Annotated in this window: 13 protein-coding genes and 2 pseudogenes; 7 read left to right on the top strand and 8 right to left on the bottom strand. The window is 73.1% G+C overall.

What is annotated here, in order from left to right; genetic code table 11:
• Positions 1–274 (bottom strand): annotated as a pseudogene (locus EAO76_RS47485) (hypothetical protein); the annotation flags it as partial.
• A gap of 41 nt (positions 275–315) precedes the next feature.
• Between EAO76_RS47485 and trpB the strand changes: the two are divergent.
• From trpB to lgt, 4 genes are all read left to right on the top strand, one after another.
• Positions 316–1,596: a tryptophan synthase subunit beta gene (gene trpB, locus EAO76_RS06825; RefSeq protein ID WP_148834322.1), complete on the top strand. Its 1,281-nt coding sequence runs from the start codon at positions 316–318 to the stop codon at positions 1,594–1,596.
• Complete coding sequence (gene trpA / locus EAO76_RS06820; RefSeq protein WP_148834320.1) at positions 1,593–2,405, top strand: tryptophan synthase subunit alpha; 813 nt, start codon at positions 1,593–1,595, stop codon at positions 2,403–2,405. The genes trpB and trpA overlap by 4 nt, the downstream gene beginning before the upstream one ends.
• Before the next feature lie 74 nt (positions 2,406–2,479).
• Positions 2,480–3,307 carry a thioredoxin domain-containing protein gene (locus EAO76_RS06815; RefSeq protein ID WP_148834318.1) on the top strand — a complete coding sequence of 276 codons (828 nt, stop codon included), beginning with the start codon at positions 2,480–2,482 and terminating at the stop codon, positions 3,305–3,307.
• A gap of 111 nt (positions 3,308–3,418) precedes the next feature.
• Entirely contained in the window at positions 3,419–4,450 is a 1,032-nt protein-coding gene (lgt, locus tag EAO76_RS06810) for a prolipoprotein diacylglyceryl transferase (protein WP_148834316.1), read from the top strand.
• Between the two features lie 89 nt (positions 4,451–4,539).
• On the opposite strand, the gene EAO76_RS06805 is transcribed toward lgt, so the two are convergent.
• The 7 genes and pseudogenes from EAO76_RS06805 to EAO76_RS45915 form a co-directional block, all read right to left on the bottom strand.
• Positions 4,540–5,352 (bottom strand): CoA ester lyase, encoded by an 813-nt coding sequence (locus EAO76_RS06805; RefSeq protein ID WP_148834315.1) that lies wholly within the window; start codon positions 5,350–5,352, stop codon positions 4,540–4,542.
• The gene (locus EAO76_RS06800; protein ID WP_148834313.1) at positions 5,349–6,584 is read right to left on the bottom strand and encodes a CaiB/BaiF CoA-transferase family protein; all 1,236 of its coding nucleotides are present in this window, start codon (positions 6,582–6,584) and stop codon (positions 5,349–5,351) included. The genes EAO76_RS06805 and EAO76_RS06800 overlap by 4 nt, the downstream gene beginning before the upstream one ends.
• Positions 6,581–7,465, bottom strand: a complete 885-nt coding sequence (gene rbsK / locus EAO76_RS06795; RefSeq protein WP_148834311.1) for a ribokinase — start codon at positions 7,463–7,465, stop codon at positions 6,581–6,583. Before rbsK ends, EAO76_RS06800 begins: the two co-directional genes overlap by 4 nt.
• Entirely contained in the window at positions 7,462–8,835 is a 1,374-nt protein-coding gene (locus EAO76_RS06790) for an ADP-ribosylglycohydrolase family protein (RefSeq protein WP_148834309.1), read from the bottom strand. The genes rbsK and EAO76_RS06790 overlap by 4 nt, the downstream gene beginning before the upstream one ends.
• The gene (locus tag EAO76_RS06785; RefSeq protein ID WP_187438481.1) at positions 8,832–10,019 is read right to left on the bottom strand and encodes an ADP-ribosylglycohydrolase family protein; all 1,188 of its coding nucleotides are present in this window, start codon (positions 10,017–10,019) and stop codon (positions 8,832–8,834) included. Before EAO76_RS06785 ends, EAO76_RS06790 begins: the two co-directional genes overlap by 4 nt.
• On the bottom strand, positions 9,961–11,358 hold the full coding sequence (locus EAO76_RS45920) for an ADP-ribosylglycohydrolase family protein (RefSeq protein WP_262375351.1): 1,398 nt from the start codon (positions 11,356–11,358) through the stop codon (positions 9,961–9,963). The genes EAO76_RS06785 and EAO76_RS45920 overlap by 59 nt, the downstream gene beginning before the upstream one ends.
• A pseudogene (locus EAO76_RS45915) lies at positions 11,352–12,543 on the bottom strand (ADP-ribosylglycohydrolase family protein); the annotation flags it as partial. The pseudogene EAO76_RS45915 and the gene EAO76_RS45920, both read right to left, overlap by 7 nt.
• A 277-nt stretch (positions 12,544–12,820) precedes the next feature.
• On the opposite strand from EAO76_RS45915, the gene EAO76_RS06775 reads away from it, so the two are divergent.
• The 3 genes from EAO76_RS06775 (at position 12,821) to EAO76_RS06765 (ending at position 20,070) form a co-directional block, all read left to right on the top strand.
• The gene (locus EAO76_RS06775; protein ID WP_148834307.1) at positions 12,821–13,555 is read left to right on the top strand and encodes a VIT1/CCC1 transporter family protein; all 735 of its coding nucleotides are present in this window, start codon (positions 12,821–12,823) and stop codon (positions 13,553–13,555) included.
• Between the two features lie 478 nt (positions 13,556–14,033).
• The gene (gltB, locus tag EAO76_RS06770; RefSeq protein WP_148834305.1) at positions 14,034–18,617 is read left to right on the top strand and encodes a glutamate synthase large subunit; all 4,584 of its coding nucleotides are present in this window, start codon (positions 14,034–14,036) and stop codon (positions 18,615–18,617) included.
• The gene (locus EAO76_RS06765; RefSeq protein ID WP_148834303.1) at positions 18,610–20,070 is read left to right on the top strand and encodes a glutamate synthase subunit beta; all 1,461 of its coding nucleotides are present in this window, start codon (positions 18,610–18,612) and stop codon (positions 20,068–20,070) included. The genes gltB and EAO76_RS06765 overlap by 8 nt, the downstream gene beginning before the upstream one ends.
• Positions 20,071–20,099: the final 29 nt, after the last annotated feature.

Raw genomic sequence — 20,099 nt, 5'->3', positions numbered from 1 at the left:
GCGGCACCTCGGTCAGCGCGCTGGGCCGACCGGTGTAGTTGATCATGAGCTCGTTGAGCTCGGCGGCGAAGGCCGGGTCGGCCTTCGCCTTGTCGTACTCGACGGCGACCTCGTCCACGGCGGCGACGAGCCCGGCCAGGTCAACGGCATGCGATGGCGCACGGGGACCGCGCCGTAGCGAGCCCCGGCCGACGTACCCGCAGCTTTCCGGCGTACGTACGCCCCACCCGCCCGACCGTCCCAGGTCGTGGTGGGCGCTCCGCCCACGGCGCATACGGTGAGCCCACCCATTGCGATGTCGAGGGAGCACGTCGGATGTCATCTGACTTCTTCATCCCGGACCCGGAGGGTCTGATCCCCAGCGCCGAGGGGTATTTCGGTGCGTTCGGCGGCAAGTTCATCCCGGAGGCGCTCGTCGCCGCCGTGGACGAGGTCGCCGTCGAGTACGACAAGGCGAAGGCCGACCCGGCCTTCGCCGCCGAGCTCAACGAGCTCATGATCAACTACACCGGTCGGCCCAGCGCGCTGACCGAGGTGCCGCGCTTCGCCGAGCACGCGGGCGGGGCCCGCGTCTTCCTCAAGCGCGAGGACCTCAACCACACCGGCTCGCACAAGATCAACAACGTGCTGGGCCAGGCGCTGCTCACCAGGCGCATGGGCAAGACCAGGGTCATCGCCGAGACCGGAGCCGGCCAGCACGGCGTCGCCACCGCGACCGCCTGCGCGCTCTTCGGCCTCGAATGCACCATCTACATGGGCGAGATCGACACCGAGCGGCAGGCGCTGAACGTGGCGCGGATGCGGATGCTCGGCGCCGAGGTCATCGCGGTGAAGTCCGGTTCCAGGACCCTGAAGGACGCCATCAACGAGGCGTTCCGCGACTGGGTCGCCAACGTGGACCGCACGCACTACCTCTTCGGCACCGTCGCGGGACCGCACCCCTTCCCGGCCATGGTCCGCGACTTCCACCGGGTCATCGGCGTCGAGGCCCGCCGCCAGATCCTGGAGCGGGCCGGCCGGCTGCCGGACGCCGCCATCGCCTGCGTCGGCGGCGGCTCCAACGCCATCGGACTGTTCCACGCCTTCATCCCGGACGCGCACGTCCGGCTGATCGGCTGCGAACCCGCCGGGCACGGCGTGGAGACCGGCGAGCACGCGGCCACCCTGACCGCGGGCGAGCCCGGCATCCTGCACGGCTCGCGCAGCTACGTCCTCCAGGACGACGAGGGCCAGATCACCGAGCCGTACTCCATCTCCGCGGGGCTCGACTACCCGGGCATCGGCCCGGAGCACTCGTACCTCAAGGACATCGGCCGCGGCGAGTACCGCGCGGTCACCGACGACGCGGCCATGCAGGCGCTGCGCCTCCTGTCCCGCACCGAGGGGATCATCCCGGCCATCGAGAGCGCCCACGCGCTGGCCGGTGCCCTGGAGGTCGGCAGGGAGCTCGGCAAGGACGGGCTGCTCGTGGTCAACCTGTCCGGCCGCGGCGACAAGGACATGGACACGGCGGCCCGCTACTTCGGGCTGTACGAAGCAACCGACGGGGTCGTCGAGGCCGACACGGCCGACGGGGAACAGGAGGTCACCAAGTGAGCGGCAACGTGGAGCTGTTGAGCGCCTCCCTCGCGCGGGCGAAGTCGGAGGACCGGGCCGCGCTCATCGCCTACCTCCCGGCCGGCTTCCCGACCGTCGACGGCGGGATCGAGGCCGTCAAGGCGGTCGTGGCGGGCGGCGCGGACATCGTCGAGGTGGGGCTGCCGCACAGCGACCCGGTGCTCGACGGCCCGGTCATCCAGACCGCGGACGACATCGCGCTGCGCGGCGGCGTGAAGATCGCCGACGTGATGCGCACGGTCCGCGAGGCGCACGAGGCGACCGGTGTCCCGATCCTCGTCATGACGTACTGGAACCCGATCGACCGCTACGGCGTCGAGCGCTTCACGGCCGAGCTCGCGGAAGCGGGCGGCGCCGGGTGCATCCTGCCCGACCTGCCCGTCCAGGAGTCCGGCCCGTGGCGCGAGCACGCCGACAAGCACGGTCTCGCGACCGTCTTCGTCGTCGCGCCGAGCAGCAGGGACGAGCGCCTCGCCACCATCACGGAGGCCGGTTCCGGCTTCGTCTACGCCGCCTCGCTGATGGGCGTCACCGGCACCCGGAACTCGGTCGGCGAGCAGGCCCAGGACCTGGTCCGGCGCACCCGCGCCACGACGGAGCTGCCGGTCTGCGTCGGCCTGGGCGTCTCCAACGCCGCGCAGGCCGCCGAGGTCGCGGGCTTCGCCGACGGGGTGATCGTCGGCTCGGCCTTCGTCAAGGCGATGCTGGACGCCCCCGACGAGGAGGCCGGCCGGGCCGCCGTCCGCTCCCTGGCGGGCGAACTCGCCGAAGGCGTTCGAAAGCGCTGAATCCGGTGTAACCCGAACGGGTGGACCTGGACCGGGGAGGTACGCGCGTRCCTCCCCGGTTCGTTGCTGCGGGTGTGAGCGAGAAGAACGAACAGGGAAAAAGGGCCGCGCGAGACCGGCTCGTCCAGCAGCGCGAGCGCGAGCGGGCCGGCGAGCGCCGCAGGCGCACGCTGATCGTCACCGCCGCCGTGGTCGGCGTGCTGGGCCTGGCCGCCGTCGTCGGCGTGATCGCGGCGAACACGAACGACAAGAGCGGCAAGAGCGACACGGCGGGCCCCGCGGTCGTGCCCTCCGGCGCGACGGGCAAGGACGGCCTGGCCATCCAGGTCGGCGCGGACGACGCCCCGTCCACGCTCACCATCTGGGAGGACTTCCGCTGCCCGGTCTGCGCCCAGTTCGAGAACGCGTTCCGTGACACCATCCACCAGCTGGAGAGCGCCGGGCAGATCAAGGCCGAGTACCACCTCGCCACGATCATCGACGGCAACCTCGGCGGCAGCGGCTCGTTGCGCGCGGCCAACGCGGCGGCCTGCGCGCAGGACGTCGGCAAGTTCTCCGCGTACCACGACGTGCTCTACCGCAACCAGCCGCAGGAGGCCGACGACGCCTTCGGCGACAACGACAAGCTGATCGAGCTCGCGGGCAAGGTGCCCGGGCTCGACACCCCCGCCTTCCGCAGCTGTGTGAACGACGGCAAGCACGACAGCTGGGTCCGGAAGTCCAACACCGCGTTCCAGAACGGCGGATTCCAGGGCACACCGACCGCGCTGCTCAACGGGGAGTCGATCTTCCCGAAGAAGGGCGACGAACCGATCACCGTGGCCAACCTGAAGAAGTGGGTGGCCGAGGCCAACAAGGGCAAGAAGCCGGGCACGGTCACCCCGGCCCCGTCGGGCTCCTGACCGGGCCGCGACGGCGGGGCGGAGCGGGGCGTCCGGGGGCCCGCCCGTTACCCAGAAGTTGTCGGGTGGGTTGCCGTACGCCCCACCCGGCAGGGTAGCGTCGACCCTGCCATGGACCTTGCCTTCATTCCCAGCCCGTCGACCGGCGTGATCAATCTCGGCCCGATCCCGCTCCGCGGCTACGCGTTCTGCATCATCATCGGTGTCTTCGTCGCCGTCTGGTTCGGCAACAAGCGCTGGGTCGCCCGGGGAGGCAGATCCGGCACCGTTGCCGACATCGCCGTCTGGGCCGTGCCCTTCGGCCTCGTCGGCGGCCGGCTCTACCACGTGATCACCGACTACCAGCTGTACTTCAGCGAGGGTGAGAACTGGGTCGACGCCTTCAAGATCTGGGAGGGCGGCCTCGGCATCTGGGGCGCGATCGCGCTCGGTGCCGTCGGCGCCTGGATCGGCTGCCGCCGCCGCGGCATCCCGCTGCCCGCCTGGGCCGACGCGCTCGCCCCCGGCATCGCCCTGGCCCAGGCCTGCGGCCGCTGGGGCAACTGGTTCAACCAGGAGCTGTACGGCAAGGAGACCGACCTGCCGTGGGCGCTGGAGATCAGCGAGGGCCCCAACCGGGTCGCCGGCACGTACCACCCGACGTTCCTGTACGAGTCGCTGTGGTGCATCGGTGTCGCCCTGCTGGTGATCTGGGCGGACCGCCGCTTCAAGCTCGGACACGGCCGGGCCTTCGCCCTGTACGTCGCCGCGTACTGCGCGGGCCGGGGCTGGATCGAGTACATGCGGGTCGACGAGGCCCACCACATCCTGGGCCTGCGCCTGAACGTGTGGACCGCGCTGATCGTGTTCGTGCTGGCCGTGGCGTACATCGTCATCTCGGCGAAGCTGCGGCCGGGCCGCGAGGAGATCGTGGAGCCGGGCGCCGCCGAGGACGCGGAGAAGGCCGGGGACGGCGCGAAGAACGCCGCCGCCGAGACCGCGAAGGACGCCTCCGTCGAGCTCACGAAGGACGGCGACGACACGGCCGACGCCGGGAAGAAGGCCGATCCGGCCCCCGGGGCGGACGAGGCCGCGGAGAGCACCGACGCCGACGAGCGGGCGGCGGAGAAGGACGACACCGCGAAGGCCGCGAAGAACGGCTGAGCGCGCTTCGGCCGCACACACCGGAGCACCGGGCCCCGGACCGAAAAGGTCCGGGGCCCGGTGCGTGTCCCGGGACGAGGGCCCCTTCCTCACCCCGCCCGCGCGGCCAGCGCCAGGGTCCTGCGCGCCGACGCGACCACCGCCGCGTCGACGAACCGGCCGTCCGGCAGGGCCAGCGCCCCCTCGTCCGTCACGGCCGCCGCCACGATCTCCTGCGCCGCCTCGACCTCCCGCGCCGTCGGACGGAACGCCCGCTCGATGACCGGGAGCTGGCGGGGATGGATCGCCGCCCGGCCCAGGAAGCCCAGCGCCCGGCCGTGGGCGCAGGACGACCACAGCCCCTCCAGGTCCCGGACGTCCGGGAACACCGACTGGGTGGGCGGCGCCAGCCCGGCCGCGCGGGCGGCGACCACGACCCGGCTGCGCGACCAGTCGAGACCGGCGTCGTCCCGTACGCCCAGATCGGCCCGCAGGTCCGCCTCGCCGAGGGCGATGGAACGCACCTGGGGGTGGGAGGCGGCGACCGTGTACGCGTGCTCGATGCCGAGCGCCGACTCCAGCAGCGGGCAGAGCGCCACCCCCGGGGCCACCGCCGCGATGTGGTGGACGGACGCCGCGTGGGTGATCTTGGGCAGCCGGAGCTCGGCCAGCCCCGGCAGCCCGGCGAGGGCGCGCACGTCCGCCTCGGTGTGGACCCGGACGTGGAGCGGCACGGCCTTGTCCCCGGCGGTCTCGGACAGCAGCTCGGCGGTGGCCGAGCGCGCGTACTCCTTGCGGTCCGGGGCGACCGCGTCCTCCAGGTCCACGATCACCACGTCCGCGCCCGAGTCGCGCGCCTTGCGCACCACCTCCGGCCGGTCCCCGGGGACGTACAGCCAGGTGAGCGGCACCGTCGCGGTCACAGGACACGCTCCGCCCGCAGCGCGGCGATCTCCGCCCCCGACAGGCCCAGCCCGGTCAGGATCTCCTCGGTGTCCGCGCCGTGCGGCCGGCCCGCCCAGCGGATCGAGCCCGGTGTCGCGGAGAGCCGGAACAGGACGTTCTGCATCCGCAGCGGGCCCAGCTCCGGGTCGTCGATCTCGGTGACCGAGTCCAGGGCCCGGTACTGCGGGTCCTCCATCACGTCCCGGACGTCGTGGATCGGCGCGATGGCCGCCTCCGCCTTCTCGAAGGCGGAGACCGCCTCCTCGCGGGTGTGCCGGGCGATCCAGTTGCCGACCGCCTCGTCGAGCTCGTCGGCGTGCTCGGCGCGGGTGGTGCCGGACGCGAACCAGGGCTCGTCGATCAGCTCTGCCCGGCCGACCAGCCGCATCACCCGCTCGGCGATCGACTGCGCGGAGGTGGAGACCGCGACCCAGTGCCCGTCCGAGGTGCGGTAGGTGTTGCGCGGCGCGTTGTTCCGGGAGCGGTTGCCGGTGCGGGGCTGCACGTAGCCGAGCTGGTCGTACCAGATGGGCTGCGGGCCGAGCACGGTCAGCATCGGCTCGATGATCGCCATGTCGACGACCTGCCCCCGCCCGGTGCGGTCGCGCCCGGCGAGAGCGGTCATCACGGCGTACGCGGTGGCCAGGGCCGCGATCGAGTCGGCGAGCCCGAACGGCGGCAGCGTCGGCGGCCCGTCCGGCTCCCCGGTGATCGCGGCGAACCCGCTCATCGCCTCGGCCAGGGTGCCGAAGCCGGGACGGTGCGCGTACGGGCCGAACTGGCCGAAGCCGGTGACCCTGGCCAGCACCAGCCGGGGGTTGGCGGCGTGCAGCTCCGCCCAGCCGAGCCCCCAGCGCTCCAGCGTCCCGGGCCGGAAGTTCTCGACGATCACATCGGCCCCGGCGGCCAGCCGGAGCAGGACGTCCCGGCCACCCGGGGTGGACAGGTCGAGGGTCAGGTTGCGCTTGTTGCGGCCCAGCAGCTTCCACCACAGGCCGACGCCGTCCTTCGTGGGACCGTGCCCGCGGGAGGGGTCGGGCCGGCTCGGGTGCTCGACCTTGATGACCTCGGCGCCGAAGTCGCCGAGCATGGTGGCGCAGAGCGGGCCGGCGAAGAGCGTGGCGAGGTCGATGACCCGCAGCCCGGTCAGGGGCGCCCGTGCGGTCGGAGGTTCCTGCGCGGTCGAAGGTGCCTGTGCGGTCCTGTTCATGCGGCGTCGATCTCCCCGCGGTACGGCATGGAGGTGGAGGCGCCCGGACGCTGTACGCAGAGCGCGGCGGCCGAGGAGGCCCAGGCCAGGGCCTCGGGCACGGGCCGCCGCTCGCCGAGCGCCACGGCGAGCGTGCCGACGAAGGTGTCGCCCGCCCCGGTGGTGTCGACGGCGGTGACCTCGGGGGCGGGGAAGAGGACGGGCTCGCCGCCCCGGGCCGCGTACAGGCAGCCCTTCGCACCGAGCGTGACGACGACCGCGGGGACCTGCCCGAGCAGGTGCCGGGCCGCCGCGTGGGGGTCGGTGAAGCCGGTGAGCGCCGCCGCCTCGTGCTCGTTGGGGATCAACAGGTCGACGCAGTCGAGGAGTTCGGACGGCAGCGGCTGCACGGGGGACGGGGTGAGCAGGGTCCGCACGCCCTGGGCGTGGGCCACCCGCGCGCCCTCGATCACGGCGGACATCGGCAGTTCCAGTTGGAGCAGCAGCAGTTCGGCGCCCGCGATGGCGGCCATCTCGCCGGGGCCGAGCGCGGTGAGGGTGCCGTTGGCGCCGGGGATGACCACGATGGAGTTGGCACCCGTGTCGTCGACGACGATGTGCGTGGTGCCGCTGGGGCCCTCGGCGGTGTGCAGCAGGTCGGTGTCGATGCCCGCGTGCTCCAGGTTCGACCGCAGCCGGACGCCGTACTCGTCGTCCCCGACCGCGCCGATCATGATCACGTCGCCGCCCGCGCGGGCGGCGGCGACGGCCTGGTTGGCGCCCTTGCCGCCGGGGACGGTGAGCAGCTCCCGTCCGGTGACGGTCTCCCCGGGCTCCGGGGCCCGGGTGACGCGGGCGACGAGGTCCATGTTGGTGCTGCCGAGCACCGCGATGCCGGTCATGGGCACAGTGCCTCCTTCTGGGTGAGCCGATGGGTCTGTCCGGCGAGTTCGTCGAAGCCGACGGAGTCGAAGCCGGGGACGGACGTGGCGAGCCGGTTCCTCAGCGGGGCGGTCCAGCGGCCGGGCAGCCGGTCCGGTCCGCCGGCCAGCAGACCGGCCAGCGAACCGGCGGTCGCGCCGTTGGAGTCGGTGTCCCAACCACCCGACACCGCACGGCAGATGGAGCCGGAGAAGTCGCCGTCGGCATGGGTGAGGGCGGCGGCGAGCAGGGCGGCGTTGGGCAGCACGTGGACCCAGTGGTACCCGCCGTACTCGGCGTGCAGCCGGTCGGCCACCGTGTCGAAGTCGCCGCCCCCGCGGGCCGCCCCGATCCCGAAGCGCACCGCGTGCGCGAACCGTGAGCGCGGCGGCACGACCCGCAGCCCGGTGGCCAGGCACTCGTGCACGTCGCTCCCGCCCCCGGCCGCCTCGGCGAGCGCGGCGGCGGTGAACATCGCCCCGTACACCCCGTTGGCGGTGTGGCTGAGGACGGCGTCCCGGTGGGCCTGTTCCGCCGCGGCCGACGGATCGCCCGGGTGCGTCCAGCCGTGCACGTCGGCCCGGATCTGCGCGCCGATCCACTCCCGGAACGGGTTGCGGTACCCGGCCGTGTGCGGGGGCTCGATCCCGTCCAGCAGATTGCGGTACGCGATCCGCTCGGCGGTGAACGTCCGGCCCGCCGGGAGCTCGTCGAGCCAGAGCCGGGCGAGGTCGCCGGTGGTGAAGGACGGGCCGTGGCGCCGGAGCAGCAGCAGGGTCAGCAAGGGGTGGTTGAGGTCGTCGTCCTCGGGCATGCCGTCGATGTTCTCGGCCAGCGAGCAGGACGCGGAGCGGCGGTTCCAGGGGTAGGTGGCGGCCAGCGCGGCGGGCAGCCCCCGGGCGGTGAACCAGGTGGTCAGCGGCCAGTTGCCGGTGGCGCGGGCGAGCGCGCGGATGCCTTCCAGCGGCAGCTTCTCGACGGGCTTGCCCAGCAGGCAGCCGGCCGCCCGGCCCAGCCAGGCGGCGTGCAGCCGGTCCCGGTCCGCCGGTGGCGGGTCGGTGCGCGGGGCCGGCCAGTCGGGGCAGGCGGCCCGGACCTCGGCCCACCCGGTCGGCTCGTCGTCCCGCAACGGCGACTCCAGCAGGGCGAGTTCGTCGAGCAGCCGCTCGGCGAGCGCGCGCAGTTCCGGGGCCGGCGAGGCGGACGCGCCCGCGCGCTCCGGGGCGGGGGCGCCGCCCGCCTCGTACCACCGGCGTGCGACGGCCCGCGCGTCCCGGCCGTCCTCGGCCGCCTGGCGCAGTTCGTGGCCGACGAGGTCCTCGGGCTGCACCCAGGTCACCCGTACCGTCATGCCGTGCCCACCAGCGCGGCGAACGCCGACTCGTGCGCGCGGCGCCGGAGCGCGTCCCGTGCGAACACCTCGCGGGCGACCTGCGCCAGGGTCCGCGCGGGGGCGTGCAGATCGAGCCGGCTGGCCCCGGCGACGGCCCGCGCCCAGTCGGCGGGGACGGCCCGCTCGCCGCCGAGCGCGCCCGCGACGGCGCCGCTCATCGTGGCGATCGAGTCGCAGTCCCGGCCGTAGTTGACCGAGCCGAGCACCGCGTGCCGGTAGTCGCCGCCCGCGACGAGCAGCATGCCGAGCGCGATCGGGAGCTCCTCGATGGCGTGCAGCCGGGACGGCCGGCGGGCGGCGAGGGACGGGGCGCGGTAGTCGGGGCCGACGGTGTCGAAGGGGGCGACCGCGGCGCGCAGCGGCTCCAGCGCCGACTCGAAGTCGTCGTACCGGGCGGCGGTTTCGCACACCGCCTCGATCGCCGACCGGGTGCCGTCCTTGGCGAGCGACAGACAGGTGTCGACGACGCCGGCGGGCGTCGCGCCCGGGGCGCAGGCGGCGGCGACGGCCGCCGCGAAGACCCCGGCCGCCTCCCTGCCGTAACTGGACTGGTGGGCACCGGCGACGTCCAGCGCCTCGGCGTAGGCGGCCTCCGGGTGGGCGGCGTTGACCAGCCCGACCGGGGCCATGTACATCGCCGCACCGCAGTTGACGATGTTTCCGCTGCCCGCCTCGCGCGGATCGACATGGCCGTAGTGCAGCCGGGCGACGATCCACTTCTCGGCGAGGAAGATCCGCTGGAGCGGCAGCGCCTCGGCCTCCAGCTCGGGAATCCAGCGGAGGTTGGTGATCAGCTCCGGCACGAGGTGGTCGGCGACCGCGTACGCGTCGAGGTGGTCGCGCACGACCTCGTACACCCGGACCAGCGCATGGGTCATCAGGGTGTCGTCGGTGACGTGCCCGTCGCCCTTGTGGTACGGGGCGACGGGGCGCGCCGTGCGCCACCGGTCGCCGTCCCACGGGCCGACGATCCCGTCGATCCGGCCGCCGTGGCGGGCCACGATCTGCTCGGGCGACCGGCCCTCGACCGGGCCGCCGAGCGCGTCACCGACCGCGGCGCCGACGAGCGCGCCCGTGATCCGTTCATCGAGTGTGAGTGCCGTGGGTCCCGTCGCGGACCGACTGGCCGTCATGGATGTCATGTCCGAATTGTCCACCCAGGGGCTTCGGTTCCGTGTCTGCCAGCAGCCCGGCGAGTTCGATGAGATCGGTGCCCGCGAGACGGGGCAGCGCGCACCCGGCCAGGGTGCGGCAGGACTCGCGCCAGCCGTCCGGGACGGTGCCGATGCCGCCGAGCGCGCCGGTCAGCGCGCCCGCCAGGGCCGGTGCGGAGTCGGCCACCCGGGACAGGCACGCCGCCGCCGGAACGGCCTGGGCGATCCGGCCGCGGGCGGCGGTGGCCAGGGCGAGGGCGACCGGGACGGTCTCGGCCGCGGCGATCCCGTAGCTGTAGACGTGGTCGACGATCTGGTGCTCCAGCACCGGTACGAGGGCGAACGCGCCCGCCTCCTCGCCGACGAAGTCGCGGGCGATCCGGACCGCGTGGGCGGCGTTGCGGGCGATCTCCGTGCCGTCGGGGAGCTGGGCGAGCGCGGCGTTCACCGCGGTGTCCACGTCCGCGCCGCCCAGCGCCTCGGCGATCGCGGCGGCCATGGCGCGGGCGCCGTGCACCCCGTCGCCGTCCTGGGTGTAGCGGGCGTCGAACTCGGCGAGTTCGGCCGCGGCGGCGGGGTCGGCGGGGTGGGCGACGGCGAGCACGGCGGCCCGTACGCAGGCCGCGTCGTCGAAGTAGTGCGGGTTGTCGTGGCCGGTGGCGGGCGGACGCAGCCCGGCGGCGAGGTTGCCGAGGCCGGCCCGCACCGAGATCCGGGCGCGCAGGGGGAGCACCGCGGACTCGACCTCGGGGGCGCGGGCGGCGGCCGCGGCGACCTCGGCGGCCAGCGCGTTCCAGGCGACGTCGACGGCGGCCCGCATCCGGCGCCCGGGGGACAGTCCGTGCAGCGGGCCGGCCGCGGAGGTGAGCACGGTACCGGCGGCGAACGCCGCCCATTCGGCGTCGTCGGACGGGCCCAGCCGCAGGGGCTCGGGCGGCTGGTTGAGCGCGATGGGGACGGGCAGCGTGGTCGTGGCGTTCTGCTCGGCGAAGGTGTCGAGCTCCCGGGTCAGGCGCCGGGTCCACTCGGGCATCCGGGCCGCCCGGTGCCGCGCGGCGGGCCACCCGGCGGCGTCCCCGGAGGCGAGCCCGAGCAGCAGCCCCTCGATCCTGGCCCGCCGCCCGGGACCGGTCCGGACGCGGAGCCGGGGGGAGGGGGAGGAGGGCGGGGCGTCGTGTGCGATGGCAGGAGCAGGAGCAGGAGCAGGAGCAGGAGCAGGAGCAGGAGCAGGAGCAGGAGCAGGGGCGGCCGGGGGCGGGGCCGGGCGTGTGCCGGTACGCGGCCGGGCCGCACCGCTCGCACCGTCCGCACCATCCGCACCACCCATGCCGTCCGGGTCCTCCGTGTCCTCCGTGTCGTCCGGGGTGAGCAACTCCGCGATCTCCAGGACGTGATGGCCCCGCATCGTCGGCAGGCAGCTGCCCCGGACCGGGCCGATCGCCTCCCCCCAGTGCCGCGGGATCGCGGACATCCCGTGCAGGGCGCCGGCCAGGGCCCCGGCCACCGCGGCCGTGGTGTCCGCGTCGCGGCCCATGTTGACCGCGGTCAGCACCGCCGTACGGAAGTCCCCGCGCGCCGCGGCGAACGCGCCGAAGGCCAGCCCGACCGCCTCGGGAGCCAGGTCCGTCCAGGGGTAGCCGCCGACGACCACGGCGGAGCGCACCGCGCGCTCCATGGTCAGCCGGTCGGGGTAGGTGCGCTGCGCCGCCGCCACCGCGCGCCGCAGCGAACGCGCCGTCCAGGAGTCCATCGGGACGACGGACAGCGCGGCGGCGATCACCGAGGCGACCCCGGCCCCCGTCATCGCCGCGGCCACCCCGGCCGCCACCGCCTGCCCGCCGTAGATGCCCTCCCCGTCGTGGCTGACCCGGCCGTCCACCGCGACCAGCCGCGCCGCCTCGTCCGGCCTGCCCGCCGCGAAGACGCCGAACGGGGCCGCCCGCATCGCCAGGCCGTCGCTCCAGGCGTGCCGGTGCTGGGCGGAGATCGGGGCGGCGAGCCCCCGGCGCAGGTTCTCCAGGGTCCCCCGCTCGCTGAACCCGGCCCCGCGGAACGGGCCCTCGTCCAGGTCGGCGATCCACAGGTGCCAGGCCCGCTCCACGTGCGTGACGGTCAGCGCGGAACCGTGCCGGGCGAGCAGCAGCCCGGAGAAGATCGCGTACTCAGTGTCGTCCGTGCCCGCGGGGTCGTCGCTCACGAAGCCCTCGATCCGGCCCCAGCGGCGACGGATCTCGGACGGCCGCATGTTCTCCGCCGGTGCGCCGAGCGCGTCGCCGACCGCGAGACCGAGCAGGGAGCCGCGCGCCCGGTCGCCCGGGTCCGCCCGCCCCGCGCCGCCCCGCCCCGAGTCTTCCGGGGCCGCCGCGTCCGCACCGTGCCGATCCGCCGCGTCCGCATCATGCCGACGTGCCGCGTCCGCACCGCGTCGACCCGCCGCGTCCGCCCCGTCGTGGACCGTCGCTCCCGTGCCGTCCGTCCGCGGCTCCGCCGGACTTCCTGCGATCAACTCCATGGCGTCGACCCTTCGCACACACCGAGTCAGTTCTCCTACCTCCTCCGATCTGTGCCACGCGAAGCGTCGACAGAGGCCGTTCATCACAACAAAAGGGCCAGTCGGATGATGGTCCGGATGGTGCGTCAGAAATGGCAAGGGAAGCCTTACTTACCTGGTCAGAGGGGTGGTAAGCATGGCCTGCCTTGCTGGCGGGAGCCGTTTTTCGCGCGTACTTTCGATGGTGTCGAGCGGGGGCGGAACGGGTGAATCCCGCTGCCGGAGAAGGGGAACAGCCGTGGCCATCATCGAGACCGACGCCGTACTGCACGAGGCGCACCGCGACAACCACACCCACCGCGACGTCAACGGCGGCTGGCTGCGTCCGGCGGTGTTCGGGGCGATGGACGGGCTGGTCTCCAACCTGGCACTGATGACCGGTGTCGCGGGCGGTGCCGTCTCCCAGCAGACGATCGTGATCACCGGTCTGGCGGGCCTGGCCGCCGGGGCGTTCTCCATGGCGGCCGGCGAGTACACCTCCGTCGCCTCGCAGCGCGAGCTCGTCGAGGCCGAACTCGACGTCGAGCGGCGCGAGTTGCGCAAGCATCCGATGGACGAGGAACGGGAGCTCGCCGAGCTGTACGAGTCCCGCGGCGTCGACGCCGAGCTCGCCCGAGAGGTCGCGCGGCAGCTGTCGCGCGACCCTGAACAGGCCCTGGAGATACACGCCCGCGAGGAACTCGGCATCGACCCGGCCGACCTGCCCTCGCCGCTCGTCGCCGCGGTGTCGTCGTTCGGCGCGTTCGCGCTGGGCGCCCTGCTGCCCGTGCTGCCGTACCTGCTCGGCGCGACCGCGCTGTGGCCGGCCGTGCTGCTGGCGCTGGCCGGGCTGTTCGCCTGCGGCGCGGTGGTGGCCCGGGTGACGGCGCGCGGCTGGTTGTACAGCGGGCTGCGCCAGCTGACGCTGGGCGGGGCCGCCGCGGCCGTCACCTACGGGCTGGGCACGCTGTTCGGGGTCGCCGTCGGAGGCTGAACCGCCGCGGAGCCGGGCGGGCGCACCCATGGCGGGTGTGCCCGCCCGTGACGTGTCCGGGCTCCGGCGCGCCCCGGGAGCACCCGGGCCCGCGCCGCGTCCGCCGTCCGCCGGATGTCCACCCGCCGCCCGTGTGATCTACGTCTTGGTGGCCGCCACTGGGCGGAACCGGCCCCACCGGCGTAAAATGAGTCGCTATGCAGGACTACACATAAGTAGTCGTTTCCTGGCGGTTTCAGTTCCTTCGCCGCCGGGCATGAGTGGTGGACACCGCGGGCAACGACGCCTGCTCTCCGCGGCTCCCAGGGCGCCGATCATCCGACTGCGACCCACTCCACCGTCATCGATGGTGTCCGCATGTTGGAACGAACTATCCGCTTCTTGAGCAGCGACCCATCATGTAACCTGCACGAAATTTCGCAGAGGGCCAACGTCGTCCCTCGGCACTGCACATGCCACGACGACGACGGGAGAGCCAATGCGCATCGACGCCTGGTCGCCCATGGACGGTCGCCCCGCCCAGCAGGGGATGTACGACCCCCGTAACGAGCACGACGCCTGCGGTGTCGGGTTCGTGGCCACTCTGACCGGTGTGGCCAGCCATGAGCTGGTCGAGCAGGCGCTGACCGTGCTGCGCAATCTCGAACACCGCGGTGCCACCGGATCCGAGCCCGACTCCGGCGACGGCGCGGGCATCCTCCTCCAGGTGCCGGACGCCTTCCTGCGCGAGGAGGTCCCCTTCGACCTCCCCGAGGCCGGTGCCTACGCCGTCGGAACCGCCTTCCTGCCCGCGGACGACGCCACCGAGGCCGTCCGCGAGCTGGAGAAGATCGCCGCGGAGGAGGGCATCAAGGTCCTCGGCTGGCGCCAGGTCCCCGTCACCCCTGACATCCTCGGCAACGGCGCCCGCACCACCATGCCCGAGTTCCGCCAGCTCTTCGTCGCGGACGGCACGAGCACCGGCATCGCGCTCGACCGCAAGGCCTTCGTGCTGCGCAAGCGCGCCGAGCGGGAGGCCGGGGTGTACTTCCCCTCGCTCTCCGCCCGCACCGTCGTCTACAAGGGCATGCTCACCACCGGGCAGCTGGAGCCGTTCTTCCCGGACCTCTCCGACCGCCGCTTCGCCACCGCCGTCGCCCTGGTCCACTCCCGGTTCTCCACCAACACCTTCCCGAGCTGGCCGCTCGCCCACCCGTACCGCTTCGTCGCGCACAACGGCGAGATCAACACGGTCAAGGGCAACCGCAACTGGATGAAGGCCCGCGAGTCCCAGCTCGCCTCCGAGCTGTTCGACCCCGCCGCCGACGGGCGCGGCGGCGAGTCCGGCCTCGACCGGATCTTCCCCGTCTGCACCCCGGACGCCTCCGACTCCGCCTCCTTCGACGAGGTCCTGGAGCTGCTCCACCTCGGCGGCCGCTCGCTGCCGCACTCGGTGCTGATGATGGTCCCCGAGGCATGGGAGAACCACGCCTCCATGGACCCGGCCCGGCGCGCCTTCTACCAGTACCACTCCACGATGATGGAGCCCTGGGACGGCCCGGCCTGCGTCACCTTCACCGACGGCGTCCAGGTCGGCGCGGTCCTGGACCGCAACGGTCTGCGCCCCGGCCGCTACTGGGTCACCGACGACGGCCTCGTCGTGCTCTCCTCCGAGGTCGGCGTCCTGGACATCGACCCCGCGAAGGTCGTCCGCAAGGGCCGCCTCCAGCCCGGCCGGATGTTCCTCGTCGACACCGCCGAGCACCGCATCATCGAGGACGACGAGATCAAGGCCGCCCTCGCCGCCGAGCAGCCCTACGAGGAGTGGCTGCGGACCGGCGAGATCGAGCTGGAGGACCTGCCCGAGCGCGAGCACATCGTGCACACGCACGCCTCCGTCACCCGCCGCCAGCAGACCTTCGGCTACACCGAGGAAGAGCTCCGCGTCATCCTCGCGCCGATGGCCCGCACCGCCGGCGAGCCGCTCGGCTCCATGGGCACGGACTCGCCGATCGCCGCGCTGTCCGAGCGCCCCCGCCTGCTCTTCGACTACTTCACCCAGCTCTTCGCGCAGGTCACGAACCCGCCGCTGGACGCCATCCGCGAGGAGCTCGTCACTTCGCTGCGCTCCTCGCTGGGTCCGCAGGGCAACCTGCTGGAGCCGACCGCCGCCTCGTGCCGCAGCGTCACCCTGCCGTTCCCGGTGATCGACAACGACGAGCTGGCCAAGCTGATACACATCAACGCCGACGGCGACATGCCCGGCATGAAGGCCGCCACGCTCTCCGGCCTCTACCGGGTCGGCGGCGGCGGGGAGGCCCTCGCCGCCCGGATCGAGCAGATCCGCACCGAGGTCGACACCGCCATCGAGGACGGCGCCCGCCTGATCGTCCTGTCCGACCGGCACTCCGACGCCGAGCACGCGCCGATCCCCTCGCTGCTGCTCACCTCGGCCGTCCACCACCACCTCATCCGCACCAAGCAGCGCACCCAGGTGGGCCTGCTGGTCGAGGCCGGTGACGTCCGCGAGGTCCACCACGTCGCGCTGCTGATCGGCTACGGCGCCGCCGCGGTCAACCCGTACCTGGCGATGGAGTCCGTCGAGGACCTGGTCCGCGCCGGTACGTTCATCGAGGGCATCGAGCCCGAGAAGGCCATCCGGAACCTGATCCACGCGCTCGGCAAGGGCGTCCTGAAGGTCATGTCCAAGATGGGCATCTCGACGGTCGCCTCCTACCGGGGCGCCCAGGTCTTCGAGGCCGTCGGCCTGGACGAGGAATTCGTCGCGAAGTACTTCAACGGCACCGCCACCAAGATCGGCGGCGCCGGCCTCGACGTCGTCGCCCGGGAGGTCGCCGCCCGCCACGCCAAGGCGTACCCCGCCTCCGGCATCTCCGCCTCGCACCGCGCGCTGGAGATCGGCGGCGAGTACCAGTGGCGCCGCGAGGGCGAGCCGCACCTGTTCGACCCGGAGACGGTCTTCCGCCTCCAGCACTCCACGCGCAACAAGCGCTACGACATCTTCAAGAAGTACACCGACCGGGTGAACCAGCAGTCCGAGCGCCTCATGACGCTCCGCGGCCTGTTCGCCTTCAACCCGGACCGCGCCCCGATCCCCGTCGACGAGGTCGAGCCCGTCTCCGAGATCGTCAAGCGCTTCTCCACCGGCGCCATGTCGTACGGCTCCATCTCCCGCGAGGCGCACGAGACCCTCGCCATCGCCATGAACCAGCTGGGCGGCAAGTCCAACACCGGCGAGGGCGGCGAGGACGCCGACCGGCTCCACGACCCGGCGCGCCGCTCGTCCATCAAGCAGGTGGCCTCCGGCCGCTTCGGCGTGACCAGCGAATACCTGGTCAACGCGGACGACATCCAGATCAAGATGGCGCAGGGCGCCAAGCCCGGCGAGGGCGGCCAGCTGCCCGGCCACAAGGTCTACCCCTGGGTCGCGAAGACCCGGCACTCCACCCCGGGCGTCGGCCTGATCTCCCCGCCGCCGCACCACGACATCTACTCCATCGAGGATCTGGCCCAGCTGATCCACGACCTCAAGAACGCCAACCCGGCGGCCCGCATCCACGTGAAGCTGGTCTCCGAGGTCGGCGTCGGCACGGTCGCCGCCGGTGTGTCCAAGGCGCACGCCGACGTCGTGCTGATCTCCGGCCACGACGGCGGCACCGGCGCCTCCCCGCTGACCTCGCTGAAGCACGCGGGCGGCCCCTGGGAGCTCGGCCTGGCCGAGACCCAGCAGACCCTGCTGCTCAACGGCCTGCGCGACCGCATCGTCGTACAGACCGACGGCCAGCTGAAGACCGGCCGCGACGTCGTCATCGCCGCCCTGCTGGGCGCCGAGGAGTTCGGTTTCGCGACCGCGCCGCTCGTCGTCTCCGGCTGCGTCATGATGCGCGTCTGCCACCTGGACACCTGCCCGGTCGGCATCGCCACCCAGAACCCCGTCCTGCGCGCCCGGTTCTCCGGCAAGGCCGAGTACGTCGTCAACTTCTTCGAGTTCATCGCCCAGGAGGTCCGCGAGCTCCTCGCCGAGCTGGGCTTCCGCTCGATCGAGGAGGCCGTCGGCCACGCCGAGCTGCTCGACACCGACCGCGCGGTCACGCACTGGAAGGCGCAGGGCCTCGACCTGGAGCGGCTGTTCCACGTCCCCGAGCTGCCTGAGGGCGCCGTCCGGCACCAGCTGGTCGAGCAGGACCACGGTCTGGCCAAGGCCCTCGACAACGAGCTGATCAGGCTCGCCGCCGACGCCCTGGGCGCGGACGGCGCCGAGGCCGCCCAGCCGGTCCGGGCCCAGGTCGCGATCCGCAACATCAACCGGACCGTCGGCACCATGCTCGGCCACGAGGTGACGAAGAAGTTCGGCGGCGCGGGACTGCCGCAGGACACCATCGACATCACCTTCACCGGCTCCGCCGGCCAGTCCTTCGGCGCCTTCGTGCCCAGCGGCGTGACGCTGCGCCTGGAGGGCGACGCCAACGACTACGTCGGCAAGGGCCTGTCCGGCGGCCGGATCGTCGTCCGCCCGGACCGCGGCGCCGACCACCTCGCCGAGTACTCCACCATCGCGGGCAACACCATCGCCTACGGCGCCACCGGCGGCGAACTGTTCCTGCGCGGCCGCACCGGCGAGCGGTTCTGCGTCCGCAACTCCGGCGCCACGGTCGTCTCGGAAGGCGTGGGCGACCACGGCTGCGAGTACATGACCGGCGGACACGCCGTCGTGCTCGGCGAGACCGGACGCAACTTCGCGGCCGGCATGTCGGGCGGCGTCGCCTACGTCATCGACCTGGACCGGGACAACGTGAACGCCGGCAACCACGGCGCGATCGAAGCCCTCTCCGACACCGACGAGCGGTGGCTGCACGACGTGGTGCGCCGCCACCGCGAGGAGACCGGCTCCACGGTCGCCGAGAAGCTGCTGGCCGACTGGGACACGGCGGTCGCCCGCTTCAGCAAGATCATCCCGTCCACGTACAAGGCAGTGCTCGCCGCCAAGGAAGCCGCTGAGCTCGCCGGTCTCTCCGAGCGGGAGACCACCGAGAAGATGATGGAGGCGGCGACCAATGGCTGACCCCAAGGGCTTTTTGACCACCGGGCGCGAGGTCGCCGAGACCCGCCCCGTGACCGAGCGCGTCAAGGACTGGAACGAGGTCCACGTCCCCGGCTCGCTGCTCCCGATCATCAGCAAGCAGGCCGGGCGCTGCATGGACTGCGGCATCCCGTTCTGTCACAACGGCTGCCCGCTCGGAAACCTCATTCCCGAGTGGAACGACTACGCCTACCGCGAGGACTGGGCGGCCGCGTCCGAGCGGCTGCACGCCACGAACAACTTCCCGGAGTTCACCGGGCGGCTCTGCCCGGCCCCGTGCGAGTCGGCGTGCGTGCTCGGCATCAACCAGCCGGCCGTCACCATCAAGAACGTCGAGGTCTCCATCATCGACAAGGCGTGGGGCAACGGCGACGTCACCCCGCAGCCGCCCGAGCGGCTCTCCGGCAAGACCGTCGCGGTCATCGGCTCGGGACCGGCCGGCCTGGCCGCCGCCCAGCAGCTGACCCGGGCCGGTCACACGGTCGCCGTCTACGAGCGCGCGGACCGCATCGGGGGCCTCCTGCGGTACGGCATCCCCGAGTTCAAGATGGAGAAGTCGCACATCAACCGCCGCATCGAGCAGATGCGCGCGGAGGGCACCAAGTTCCGCACCGAGACCGAGATCGGCCGGGACATCGACGCGGCCAGGCTCCGCCGCCGCTACGACGCGGTGGTCATCGCCGCGGGCGCCACCGTCTCCCGCGACCTGCCCGTCCCGGGCCGCGAACTGAACGGCGTGCACTTCGCCATGGAGTACCTGCCGCTGGCCAACAAGGTGCAGGAGGGCGACCTGACGGTCTCCCCGATCACCGCCGAGGGCAAGCACGTCGTCGTCATCGGCGGCGGCGACACCGGCGCCGACTGCGTCGGCACCGCCCACCGCCAGGGTGCCCTGTCCGTCACCCAGCTGGAGATCATGCCGCGGCCGGGCGACGAGCGGAACGCCAACCAGCCCTGGCCGACGTTCCCCATGCTCTACAAGGTCACCTCCGCGCACGAGGAGGGCGGCGAGCGCGTGTACTCCGTGTCCACCACCCACTTCGAGGGCGACGAGGACGGCAACGTCCAGGCACTGCACCTGGTCGAGGTGGAGTTCAAGGACGGCGGGCTGGAACAGAAGCCCGGCACCGAGCGGCGCATCCCCGCCCAGCTGGTCACCCTCGCCATGGGCTTCACCGGCACCGACCGGTCCAACGGCCTGGTCCAGCAGTTCGGCCTGGAGCTCGACGAGCGCGGCAACGTCGCGCGCGACGCGGACTTCGCCACCAACGTCGACGGCGTGTTCGTCGCCGGTGACGCGGGCCGCGGCCAGTCCCTCATCGTGTGGGCCATCGCCGAGGGCCGCTCCGCGGCGCGCGGGGTGGACCGCTTCCTCACCGGGGCCAGCGCCCTGCCGGCCCCGATCCGCCCGACGGACCGTGCCCTCATGGTCTGATCGCGACACCCCGGACGTCCCGCACAACG

It is taken from the genome of Streptomyces sp. sk2.1, assembly GCF_008120935.1.
Taxonomy (GTDB): Bacteria; Actinomycetota; Actinomycetes; order Streptomycetales; family Streptomycetaceae; genus Streptomyces.
The sequence above is the reverse complement of the archived record's forward strand: the minus strand, read 5'-3'. Positions and strand labels throughout refer to the sequence as shown.

Bases quoted from the DNA above. Each gene is read 5' to 3' on its own strand.
- trpB (WP_148834322.1), top strand. From the start codon at position 316: ATGTCATCTGACTTCTTCATCCCGGACCCGGAGGGTCTGATCCCCAGC.
- lgt (WP_148834316.1), top strand. From the start codon at position 3,419: ATGGACCTTGCCTTCATTCCCAGCCCGTCGACCGGCGTGATCAATCTC.
- EAO76_RS06800 (WP_148834313.1), bottom strand. From the start codon at position 6,584: ATGAACAGGACCGCACAGGCACCTTCGACCGCGCAGGAACCTCCGACC.
- rbsK (WP_148834311.1), bottom strand. From the start codon at position 7,465: ATGACCGGCATCGCGGTGCTCGGCAGCACCAACATGGACCTCGTCGCC.
- EAO76_RS06790 (WP_148834309.1), bottom strand. From the start codon at position 8,835: ATGACGGTACGGGTGACCTGGGTGCAGCCCGAGGACCTCGTCGGCCAC.
- EAO76_RS06785 (WP_187438481.1), bottom strand. From the start codon at position 10,019: ATGACATCCATGACGGCCAGTCGGTCCGCGACGGGACCCACGGCACTC.
- EAO76_RS45920 (WP_262375351.1), bottom strand. From the start codon at position 11,358: ATGGGTGGTGCGGATGGTGCGGACGGTGCGAGCGGTGCGGCCCGGCCG.
- gltB (WP_148834305.1), top strand. From the start codon at position 14,034: ATGCGCATCGACGCCTGGTCGCCCATGGACGGTCGCCCCGCCCAGCAG.
- EAO76_RS06765 (WP_148834303.1), top strand. From the start codon at position 18,610: ATGGCTGACCCCAAGGGCTTTTTGACCACCGGGCGCGAGGTCGCCGAG.